Here is an 11,373-nt window from a genome sequence, read left to right on the forward strand (position 1 = left end):
TCAGCCTCCGGCCACCGGTTGCACGACATCGATCTTGTCGCCCTGCGCGAGTGCGCGCGCGGCGTATTGCGTCTTGGGCACGAATTGCCCGTTGATTGCCGCCGCGAAAGGCGGCTTGGCGCCGTAGGCGGCGAGCGCCTCGGCCAGCGTCGCCGTGTCGGCCACGCTCAGCATCTGTTGATTGATATGGATGTCCATTGCGTACCGCTTCCTCTCATGCCTGACGAAACAGTTCCGGCCACGGCCGGCTGGCTCGCCACGTCTCCCAGTCGAACGCGTCCGCCGATCCCGACGGCGCGCTCCTCGATTGCATCAATGCCTGCGCCAGCGCGCACGCTTCGCCGGTGACCGCCGGTGCGAGCAGATAGCCGTGACGGTACAGACCGTTCACGCGCAGCAACCGTGCGCCGTCCCACTGCACGCGCGGCAGATGGTCGGGCAGCGCCGGGCGGCAATTGACGTTCAGCTCAACGATGCGCGCCTCGCCGAACGCCGGGTTCAGCGAGTGCGCCGCCGAGAGCAGTTCGAGCGCCGAGCGCACGGTCATCGGCGACATATCTTCCGATTCGAGTTCGGTCGCCCCGATCACGTACAGATCGTTTTCCTTGGGCGCGATGTAGATCGGATAGCGCGGGTGCAACAGGCGCACCGGGCGACGCAGACCGATTCCCGGTGCGTGAATGCGCACCACCTCGCCACGCACACCGCGCAGCTGGGTGAGCGCTTCGCGTGCGCCCAGTCCGCGACAGTCGATGACCAGACCGGCATCCGGATATTCGCCCTCGGCAATTTCGGTGTTCCAGTGCAGGTCCGCGCCCGCCTTCGCAAGTCCTGCGGCCAGCGCACGCAATAACTGACGGTTATCCAGTTGCCCTTCGTTCGGCAGCAGCCAGCCTTCCTGGAAACGTCCGGCGAGCGCCGGTTCCACATCCTTCAGTTGTGCACCCGAAATCCGTTCGACGCCGCCACGCAGCAGTTCGGGCGGTGCATTCGCACGCATGCGACGGTCGAACATCACGGCCTCGGCGCGGTCGGGCTGATGCCACACGACCAGCGTGCCGTTGCGTTGGAAGAAGACGTGTTCGGGAAGGCCGTCGATCAGCGCAGGCCAGCGCTCAAGTCCGACCGCGCCCATCTCGACGATGCTCGGCTCGGCCACGGCGGCCTCGGCCAGCGGCGCGAGCATGGCGGCGGCGACCCAGCCAGCGGCGGACGAGCCATCGGCATCGCCCCGCTCGTAAAGCGCCACGCGCGCGCCGGCGCCAATCAGTTGCCACGCGAGCAGACGGCCGGACAGCCCGCCGCCCAGCACGGCAATGTCGGGACGCGACACGGCCGAACGCGAAGGGGAAATGGCAGCCGTCGCGCTCATACGCGCATTGCCGCGCAAGCCATCACGGCGCGCAGGCACTCAGGGGAATACGAAGAATGTTGTGGAAGGCAACGCATGGGGCCCTTTCCTCATGAAAGCAAAAGGACGAAACGGTGATGGCCACCTTACCCCAATGGAGGAGTCGGAAACTTCCCACGCCGGTATTACCCGGGTCGGGTGCAAAGGGTCTCTCTCAGCCCCGTGACTTCTTTGACGTGACTACGCCAATTACGGAGCACCCCTGTTTCGCCCGGAGCCATTACAACATAGATGCCAACGCCCGTGCAAGCAGGCTTCCCGGGCGATTGCACGCTCGTCGCGTCTCGTTTTTTGAGATCTCCCGTCCCTGATTCCGGCCGCTTGTAACGGTCCGTAAACTGAAAATCCCCGTCACGCGCGGCTCAGGCCGTAAATCGTGCAACGCACCATCGGGAACTGCGGTCAAATGGGCCATATGTGCGAAACGTATAGATAACAACGTTGCCCCACTGCGGCCGCGCCGCCCGACGATCATGGCCAACACGCCGACCCACACGCCACACGCCCCGCAACCCTCGGGCGACACCGCCGCACCACCGCCTAAACCACCCAAACATCCCACCGCCTGGCAACTGATCCGTCCCTACTGGGTCTCGGAGAAGCGCTGGGAGGGTCGACGCCTGCTCGCGCTCGTGATCGCCCTGAACCTCGCCGTCGTGTTCATCAACGTGCGGCTCAACGCGTGGAACGCCAGCTTTTACGACGCGCTCGACAAGCGCAACTGGCCGGTCTTCAAGTCGTCGCTCGCAGAGTTCGCGGTGCTGGCGTTCAGCTTCATCATCATTGCGACCTTCCGCACTTACTTCCGTCAGATGCTGGAGATCCGCTGGCGTCAGTGGGTGACGGACGCGAACCTCACGAAGTGGTTCGCGCATCGCGCTTACTACCGCATCGAACGCGATCACCTCGCCGACAACCCCGACCAGCGCATTTCGGAAGACATCCGCACGCTCGTCAGTTCGTCGCTCGCGCTGTCGCTCGACTTGTTGACGACGCTCGTCTCGCTGTTCTCCTTCATCACGATTCTGTGGACGATCTCGGGCGCGGTGTCCTTCGTGCTGGCGGGGATGAACGTGACGATTCCAGGCTACATGGTGTGGGTCGCCGCGCTGTACGCCATCGTCGGTTCATTCCTGATCTTCAAAGTCGGCCGCCCGCTCGTCGGACTCAGCTACCGGCAGCAACAGGTCGAAGCCGACTTTCGTTTTCTGCTGGTGCGACTGCGTGAATCGGCCGAGCAGGTCGCGCTCTATCGTGGCGAGGGCGCGGAGTTATCGCGTCTGAAGTCGGCGTTCGGCGCGGTGCGCGACAACTGGTGGCAGATCATGGTCGTGACGAAACGCCTGATCTTCGCGAACTCGATCTACGCGCAGATCGCCATCGTCTTTCCGATCATGGCAGCAGCACCCCGCTACTTCGCAGGCGCGTTCACGCTGGGCGTGCTGATGCGAATCATCGATGCCTTCGGGCAAGTGAGCGACGGTTTCTCCTGGTTCGTGAATAGCTTTTCGACGCTGGCCGACTGGAAGGCAACGATCAACCGTCTGCGCGAATTCACACGCGTCATCGACGCCACACCGCACCCTCAGGGCGGCATCGCCGTGGTGACGGCCAGTGACGCCCCTGCCTACACCGCCGCCGACCTGCGGCTGTCGCTACCGAACGGCGCGCCGCTTACGGCCGCCGGGTCGTTCGCCTTCGCGCCCGGCTCGCGCTGGCTGGTGCGCGGCCGCTCCGGTTGCGGCAAGAGCACCATGCTGCGCGCCCTTGCCGGTCTCTGGCCGTTCGGCAGCGGACGCATCGAAGTCCCCGCCAACGCCCGCGTGCTGTTCCTCTCGCAGCAAAGCTATCTGCCCATCGACACGCTCAAGGCCGCACTCGCGTTCCCGTCGTCGCCCGACACGTTCACCGATGCCGAGTGCCGCGACGCCCTGAACGCCGTGAACCTCGGACAATACGGCGACGACCTGCTGACCTCGGCGCATTGGGCGCGACGTCTTTCCGGCGGCGAGCAACAGCGACTGGCGGCCGCGCGCGCACTGCTGCAAAAGCCCGACTTCCTGTTTCTGGACGAAGCGACGAGCGCGCTCGATGTCGAAACCGAAGAAGCCGTGTACGACGCACTGCACGCGCAACTGCCCGACACGGCCATCGTCAGCGTGGCCCACCGCGACACGCTGGCCCGCTTCCATCAGCACACGATGACGTTGCACGCGGCGACTGAGATCGATCCGCCTCGGGTAGTCGGCGCGGCATGGTGACGGCATAGTGACGACGTAGGGGCGGCAGATCTCACGTCGCCCCGTACCATTCCCACCGGGCGATTCCTCCACTTTGTTCACTTCGTAAATAATATTGACGCGGCTGTCCCGGCACCGAGACGGTTTGGCATAATCACGAGCACCCCTTCAGGCTATCTCCGGGCTCATCGTGATTCCTTCAGATTCCTCGTCCGGCCTGTCGCCGAATTCCTCTCAGCGCGACGGACGCACCGTTGTCGTCACCGGCGCCGCGTCCGGCATCGGCGCGGCCATCGCCCGCCGTCTCGCCTCTCCTGACACACGCTTGCTGCTGCACACACGCGGCGCGTCCGATGTCAGTCAGGCGCGGCTCACTGAGGTACGTCGCGCATGCGAAGACGCCGGTGCGCAGTGCGCCACATGGTTCGGCGATCTGACGCACGCGCAGTCCGCCGCGCGACTCGTCGACGCCGCGCATGACGCCTTCGGCCCGGTCGATCAGATCGTGAGCAACGCGGGCTTCGCCACGCGTCAGTCACTGACCGATATAGACGACGAGGCCTTCGCACGCACGCTCGCCGCCATGCCCGGCGCATTCGCCGCGTTGCTGCGTCACGCGCTGCCCGATCTCCAACGTTCGTCGCAAGGCAGCGTGGTCGCCGTCAGCTCGTTCGTAGCGCATCGCTTCGCGCCGAACCAACCGGGATTCCCGGCGACTGCCGCCGCCAAGGCGGCCATCGAAGCGTTGGCGAAAAGCGCCGCCGCCGAGTACGCCCGCGCAGGGGTGACGATCAATTGCGTTGCGCCCGGCTACACGCGCAAGGACAGCGGCCACTCGGCCATCGATCCGGCCGCATGGCAGCGCGCGGCCGACGCCACACCAACCGGACGCCTCTGCGAGCCCGACGACATCGCCGCCCTTGCCGTCTTCCTGCTCGGACCGCACGCACGGCAAATCACCGGCCAGGTGATTCATGTCGATGGCGGCCTGACACTCTGATACGGCGCCGAGAATCCACCGATCACCGGGTCAGACGTGGACCCGACCATCGATGCCCGACATCGATACACAACAACCACACGTCGCACACATAACGACAAGCACACGATCCACCGAGGAGTCTTCATGGCGTTTTTTTCCTGGTTCCAAGAACTCAACACGAAGGAGCGCAAGGCCCTGTATGCGGGCTTTGGCGGCTATGCCGTCGACGCGTTCGACTTCATGATCTATTCGTTCCTGATCCCCACACTCATTGCCGCGTGGGGCATGACGAAGGGCGAGGCGGGCATGATCGCGACCAGCTCGCTCATCTCGTCGGCCGTCGGCGGATGGCTCGCGGGCATTCTTGCGGATCGCTATGGCCGCGTGCGCGTGCTGCAATGGACGATTGCCACCTTCTGCCTGTTCACGTTTCTCTCGGGCTTCACGAATTCGTTCTGGCAGTTGCTCGTGACGCGCACGTTGCAGGGCATCGGCTTCGGCGGCGAGTGGACCGTCGTCACGATGATGATGGGCGAGATGATTCGCTCGCCGCAGCATCGCGCGAAAGCAGTCGGCACTGTGCAGAGTAGCTGGTCGGTCGGCTGGGCCGCCGCCGCGCTGCTGTACTGGTTCTTCTTTGCAGTGCTCGATGAAGGCTACGCATGGCGTGCGTGCTTCTGGATCGGGATTCTGCCTGCGGTGTGGATCACGTATGTGCGTCGCAACGTGTCGGACCCGGAGATCTTCACGCAAACGCGACGCAAGATCGCCGAAGGTCAGTTACAGAGCAACTTCACGCAGATCTTCGCCCCCGCGCATCTGAAGACGACGATCCTCGGCAGTCTGCTGTGCACCGGCATGCTCGGCGGTTATTACGCGATCACGACGTGGCTGCCGACGTATCTGAAGACGGTACGCGGCTTGTCGGTGTTCAACACGAGCGCTTACCTGATCGTGCTGATCGTCGGCTCGTTCGTGGGCTATATCGTCGGCGCGATTCTCTCGGACAAGCTCGGACGCCGTGGCGCATTCATCTTCTTCGCCATCGCATCGTTCGTGCTCGGGATGGTCTACACGATGCTGCCGATCACCGACAGTGCCATGCTGATGCTCGGCTTCCCGCTGGGCATCGTCGTGCAGGGCATTTTCGCGGGCATCGGTGCGTATCTCACGGAGCTGTATCCGAACCACATTCGCGGCTCGGGTCAGGGCTTCTGCTACAACCTCGGGCGCGGCATCGGATCGTTCTTCCCCATCGCAGTGGGCACGCTCGCGCAGACCGGTTCGCTCGTGAAGGCCATCGGGATGGTCGCGGGCGGCGGCTATCTGCTCGTCGTCGTGTGCGCGTTGCTGCTGCCCGAGACGCGCGGCAAGTCGCTCGTCTCGACCGATTTCGTGCATTAAGCATCAGCATGGCAAAACGGGACGCCGGATCGAACACCACGATCGCTCCGACGTCCCGCCGCCTCACCGGATGGCCATTGTGTAAGCCAGCCAACCCGGAACCGCTTCAGTGCGCGCCGCTTATGCACTACCGCGCGGCGTCGCCACCTTCGTACCCCCGCCTACACCCTTGCTACCGGCCGCGCGTCCACCTCGCCCGAATACGGCACTTCCGGTAATCCTTGCACGCCGCATCGCACGGCGAAGACGTGACCGTCGTGTTCGTTCGCGTTCGTGCCGGGACGAATCGACGTGACGAACAACGTGTCGAAATCGCGTCCGCCGAACGCACACATCGACGGCTTCGACACTGGCAACACGATCTCACGGTCCAGCACACCCACCGGTGTGAAGCGCAGCAACCGGCTGCCGTCGTTGGCGCACGTCCAGTAACACCCGTCGGCGTCGACGGCTGCGCCATCGGGGCGCCCCGGGTACTGGTTCATGTCGACGAACAGACGCCGGTTGCGAATCGCGCCGCTGTCGGCATCGAAATCGAACGCCCACACGCGACGCACCGTCGGATGCGAATCGCTCAGATACATCGTGCGGCTGTCTGGCGAGAAGCCTAGACCGTTCTGTGTGACGAGTCCATCAACGAGCGGCGCGGACAGTCCGTCCTTTGCATCGAAGCGATAGAGCGATCCGGCGTCGCTCGCGAGCGACATATCCGCCACCATCGTGCCCGCCCAGAAGCGGCCCTGACGGTCGCAACGTCCATCGTTGAAACGCATGCCCGAGGCCGGAAATTCGGGGGCAGCCAGACGCGTCCACGCTGACGCGGCCACGTCGCCTGGCGCACCCAGCCGTACCGCGAACACCCCCGTCTCACACGCGGCGAGCAACGTGCCCGCCGTGTCGAACGAGAAGCACGCGACCTGCTCGGGGAACGTCCACTGACGGTGTTCGCCGTCGGCGGGTGTCACGCGATGCAGTTGCTTTGCCGGGATGTCGACCCAGTAGAGCGCCTGTTCGTCGGCACGCCAGAGCGGGCTTTCGCCGACCGCGTGAGGTGTCTCGCGCGACGGCTCCAGCCGTTCGATGGAGACTCCGGCCACACTCACGCCTTCGGCTCCATCGGCCCCATCAACACGAACGGGCCGCCCTGGAAGCGTTGCGTCCAGTCGTCCATTTGCGGATCGGGCGCTTTGGCCGGGAACAGACCGGCGAACTCGGCCGAACTGTCTTGCGGACGGAAGCCGAGGAATGCCGCCTTGGTGTTGTCGACCCACAGCGTCGGGTTATCCGACACGCCGTAAACGATCGCGTGGCCGACGCGATTCGTGAATAGCGAGCAACGCACGAGTTCGACAAAGTCGCGGTAGCTCAGATACGTCACCATCATGCGCGGATTCTTCGGCTGCTCGAACGACGAGCCGATGCGAAGACACACGGTCTCGAGGCCGAAGCGGTCGAAGTAGTAGCGCGAAAGGTCTTCGCCGAAGCACTTCGAAATGCCGTACATGCCGTCCGGGCGATGCGGGGCGTCGACGTCGAGCACTTCCGTCACGGGATGGAAGCCGACGGCGTGGTTCGAGCTGGCGTAGACGATGCGCTTCACGCCTTGCTTCTGCGCGGCGCTGTAGACGTTGTACAGACCGAGGATGTTCGCTTGCAGGATGTCGTCGAACGGCGCTTCGACGGACACGCCGCCGAGGTGCACCAGCGCATCGACGCCTTCGAGCAGCGCATGCACGGCCGCACGGTCGGCGAGGTCGACCTGCATCGACTCTTCGTGCGCCGCAGTGTCGGTGATCGGCACGATGTCGCTTACGCGCACGATGTCCGCCCACTCCGCGAGCTTGCCGCGCAGTTGTTTGCCAAGGTTGCCCGCTGCTCCAGTCAGCAGAAGACGACGGAAGGGTTTGCCGGAAGGCTGGCTCATAGTGATCCTTATTGTTCCTGATTCATCGGTACAACAAAACCGACGCCGCGCCGCACACCCAAGGGGGAGTGTGCAGCGCGGCGTACGCTAAATCTTCAAACGTCTCGCTGGCTACGCATTGGCAGTCCGGTTGACCTCGATGCCAGCGCCCTTGCGTGTCTGTACCGGCGACGGCGTGGCCGTGCCCGTGATGTGCGGCTTGACCACCGTCCACAGAATCACCGCGCCGATCAGATCGCCCAGCCCCAGCGCCACGAAGAACGGCGCGTAGCCGACCGCCGTCACGAACGTGCCGATCACCAGCGTGAAGAGCAGGTTGCCGATCCCGGCGGACAGCCCCGCCAGACCGGTGACCGTCGCCACTTCGTTGCGCTGGAACAGGTCGGCCGACATCGAGATCACGGTGACGGAGAGCGTCTGGTGCGCGAAGCCGCCGAGGCACAACAGGAAGATCGCCATCATCGGATCTTTCACGAAGCCCACACCGCACATCGCCGTCATGATGATCGCGCCGATGGTGAACACGACACGCTTGCCGTTGAAGATCGTGATCTTGAAGTGCTTGTTCAGCCACACCGATACCGTGCCGCCCATCAGGCACCCGATATCGGCCGCGACGAACGGCAGCCACGCGGTCGCGGCGATCGTCTTCAGATCGAAACCGCGTGCCTGATTGAGGTACAACGGCATCCAGAACACGATCGTGCCCCACACCGGATCGGCAAAGAAGCGCGGCAGCGCGATACCCCAGAAGTTGCGCTGACGCAGGATCGAGCCGAGGTTCGGCTTGCGGGCATCGGCGGCAGCGTCGACCACACGGCCTTCGTTGATGTAATCGGACTCGGCCTGCGAGAGCGCCGGGTGATCGGTCGGGTGACGATAGAACACGAACCACAGCACGCCCCACACGAGACCGAGCGCACCGGCGATGACGAATGCCGTCTCCCAGTTGTAGCGCAGGATCGACCACGCGATCAGCGGCGGCGCGAGGATCGCACCGATGGACGTGCCGATGTTGAAGATGCCCGCCGCGAGCGCGCGCTCCTTCGACGGGAACCAGAACGCAGCGGCACGCATGCCCGCCGGGATGAACGACGCTTCGGCAAGACCCAGCAGACCGCGCAGCACAAACAGCCCGACCCAGCCGTCGGCCAGACCGTGCAGCATGCACACCACCGACCACATCACACCGCACAGCAGGAAGCCCAGACGCAGGCCGATACGGTCCATCAGATAGCCGGTGATGGGGGCACCGATCGGATACAACACAAGGAATGCGCCCGTGATCCAGCCGTACTGCTGAGTCGTGATGTGGAGATCCTTCATCACCGTGGGGGCGGCTACGGCAAGCGAGCTGCGTGCGAGGTAGTTCATGACGGTGCCGAGCGTCAGCAGTCCGATCATCCACCAGCGCAGGCCTTTGATCTTCAGTGCCATGATGGTTGTCTCTCTTCCGTGGATATTTTTATGGCAAGCATCACGCTTGCTTGGAGAGGCATCCTACGTGAGACGATGTACGATGACAATGAAAGATTACGCGGTTTACGGATAATCCCTAGTCTTTCGACGGATTCACCATCGCAGCGCTACAAGCCTTATCAGTATTGAAGTTTGCACATGTTGGGAGAGTTATCCCACATGTGAATGTGCGCAAATGACGTCTTGTTATACGACGTCTTATATTTAGCCACCTACAGAATTTCGGCGACTGGCGGGATCGCAACGGACCGCAGGCCGCGCAGGAGGAACAGGCAAGAAAAAACCGCCCGGACGTTTCCATCCGGACGGCTTCTTCACAGTGACGCAGATGCCTACCTCCGCGCCCCCTCCTCTCAAATCACAACCACCCCGTATTTGTGGTTTTGGCAGGCATACACCTGCGCGCACCCGAAGGTGCGCCGATCCAACCTACGCAACTTAGTCAGACTTAGCGCGGCAGTTCCGAATGGCCCATCAGGAACTCGTCCACGGCACGGGCGCACTGACGGCCTTCGCGAATCGCCCACACCACCAGCGACTGACCGCGACGCACATCGCCGGCCGCGAACACCTTCGGCAGGTTCGTCGTGTAGGCGCGCTCGCCTTCGGTCGAGGCACGCACGTTGCCGCGCGCATCCTTGTCCACGCCGAACGCGTCGAGCACCGTTTGCAGCGGCGAGACGAAGCCCATCGCGAGCAGCACGAGGTCGGCCTTCAGTTCGAACTCCGAGCCCGGCACTTCCTGCATCTTGCCGTCCTTCCATTCGAGACGCACGGCGATCAGCTTTTCGACCTTGCCGTTCTTGCCTTCGAAGCGCTTCGTGGCCACCGACCAGTCGCGCTCGCAGCCCTCTTCGTGGCTCGACGACGTGCGCAGCTTGGTCGGCCAGTACGGCCACACCATCGGCTTGTTTTCCTGCTCCGGCGGTTGCGGCAGCAGTTCGAACTGCGTGACCGCCTTCGCGCCGTGACGGTTCGACGTGCCCACGCAATCCGAGCCGGTGTCGCCACCGCCGATCACGATCACGTTCTTGCCCGTCGCCAGCATCTGGTTCGCCAGCTTGTCGCCCGCGTTGACCTTGTTTTGCTGCGGCAGGAATTCCATCGCGTAATGGATGCCTTCGAGCTCGCGGCCCGGCACCGGCAGATCGCGCGGCTGTTCCGCACCGCCTGCGATGACCACGGCATCAAACTGCGCCTGCAACTGGTCCGGCGTGATCGTCTCTTTCGAGAAGTTGTTGATGTGCGCTTCGGGGGCCTCTTTGCCCACGTAGACGCCAGTGCGGAACGTCACGCCTTCGGCTTCCATCTGGCGCATGCGGCGATCGATCAGCCACTTCTCCAGCTTGAAGTCGGGGATGCCGTAACGCAGTAGGCCGCCCACGCGATCGTTCTTCTCGAACACGGTGACGTCGTGGCCGACGCGCGCGAGTTGCTGCGCGACCGCCATGCCCGCGGGACCGGAGCCGACGACGGCGACCGTCTTGCCGGTCTTGTGCTTCGCCGGTTGCGGCTCGACCCAGCCTTCGCTCCAGGCCTTGTCGATGATCGCGTGCTCGATCGACTTGATGCCCACTGCGTCGCTGTTGATGTTCAGCGTACAGGCCGCTTCACACGGCGCGGGGCAGATACGTCCCGTGAATTCCGGGAAGTTATTGGTCGAGTGCAAGACCGAGATGGCCGACTTCCAGTCCTGGCGATACACCAGATCGTTGAAGTCGGGAATGATGTTGTTGACCGGGCAACCGTTGTTGCAGAACGGAATGCCGCAGTCCATGCAGCGTGCGCCCTGCACCTTTGCCTGATCGTCGGAGAGCGCGAGCACGAACTCCTTGTAGTGCTTCACGCGTGCCAGCGGTGCTTCGTAAGACTCGCTCTGGCGCTCGAATTCGAGAAAACCTGTGACCTTGCCCATGTTTCTTCAGTCGGAAAG

General features: G+C 63.7%; 9 protein-coding genes and 1 riboswitch. Of the genes, 3 read left to right on the forward strand and 6 right to left on the reverse strand.

Annotated elements, in window-relative coordinates:
- Nucleotides 1-198 carry a sulfur carrier protein ThiS gene (gene thiS / locus NTU39_RS24810; protein ID WP_150666257.1) on the reverse strand — a complete coding sequence of 66 codons (198 nt, stop codon included), beginning with the start codon at nt 196-198 and terminating at the stop codon, nt 1-3.
- A 16-nt stretch (nt 199-214) separates the two neighbouring features.
- Entirely contained in the window at nt 215-1,372 is a 1,158-nt protein-coding gene (locus NTU39_RS24815; protein ID WP_150666258.1) for an FAD-dependent oxidoreductase, read from the reverse strand.
- A gap of 133 nt (nt 1,373-1,505) precedes the next feature.
- A riboswitch (TPP riboswitch) is annotated at nt 1,506-1,625 on the reverse strand.
- Nucleotides 1,626-1,884: 259 nt separating this feature from the next.
- On the opposite strand from NTU39_RS24815, the gene NTU39_RS24820 reads away from it, so the two are divergent.
- From NTU39_RS24820 to NTU39_RS24830, 3 genes are all read left to right on the forward strand, one after another.
- Nucleotides 1,885-3,672 (forward strand): ABC transporter ATP-binding protein/permease, encoded by a 1,788-nt coding sequence (locus NTU39_RS24820; RefSeq protein ID WP_257958792.1) that lies wholly within the window; start codon nt 1,885-1,887, stop codon nt 3,670-3,672.
- A gap of 169 nt (nt 3,673-3,841) precedes the next feature.
- Complete coding sequence (locus NTU39_RS24825; protein ID WP_373275336.1) at nt 3,842-4,651, forward strand: SDR family NAD(P)-dependent oxidoreductase; 810 nt, start codon at nt 3,842-3,844, stop codon at nt 4,649-4,651.
- A gap of 126 nt (nt 4,652-4,777) precedes the next feature.
- Complete coding sequence (locus NTU39_RS24830; RefSeq protein WP_150666260.1) at nt 4,778-6,037, forward strand: MFS transporter; 1,260 nt, start codon at nt 4,778-4,780, stop codon at nt 6,035-6,037.
- A 161-nt stretch (nt 6,038-6,198) separates the two neighbouring features.
- Here the strand turns inward: NTU39_RS24830 and NTU39_RS24835 are convergent, their stop codons facing one another.
- The 4 genes from NTU39_RS24835 to NTU39_RS24850 all read right to left on the reverse strand — a co-directional run bounded on the left by NTU39_RS24835 (nt 6,199) and on the right by NTU39_RS24850 (nt 11,355).
- Nucleotides 6,199-7,140 (reverse strand): SMP-30/gluconolactonase/LRE family protein, encoded by a 942-nt coding sequence (locus NTU39_RS24835; RefSeq protein WP_373275337.1) that lies wholly within the window; start codon nt 7,138-7,140, stop codon nt 6,199-6,201.
- The gene (locus NTU39_RS24840) at nt 7,137-7,961 is read right to left on the reverse strand and encodes an NAD-dependent epimerase/dehydratase family protein (RefSeq protein ID WP_150666261.1); all 825 of its coding nucleotides are present in this window, start codon (nt 7,959-7,961) and stop codon (nt 7,137-7,139) included. The genes NTU39_RS24835 and NTU39_RS24840 overlap by 4 nt, the downstream gene beginning before the upstream one ends.
- Before the next feature lie 111 nt (nt 7,962-8,072).
- Nucleotides 8,073-9,398 (reverse strand): MFS transporter, encoded by a 1,326-nt coding sequence (locus tag NTU39_RS24845; RefSeq protein ID WP_150666262.1) that lies wholly within the window; start codon nt 9,396-9,398, stop codon nt 8,073-8,075.
- A 490-nt stretch (nt 9,399-9,888) separates the two neighbouring features.
- Nucleotides 9,889-11,355 carry a glutamate synthase subunit beta gene (locus NTU39_RS24850; RefSeq protein WP_150666263.1) on the reverse strand — a complete coding sequence of 489 codons (1,467 nt, stop codon included), beginning with the start codon at nt 11,353-11,355 and terminating at the stop codon, nt 9,889-9,891.
- Nucleotides 11,356-11,373: the final 18 nt, after the last annotated feature.

This window comes from Pandoraea commovens (assembly GCF_024704525.1).
In the GTDB taxonomy this organism is placed as follows: domain Bacteria; phylum Pseudomonadota; class Gammaproteobacteria; order Burkholderiales; family Burkholderiaceae; genus Pandoraea; species Pandoraea commovens.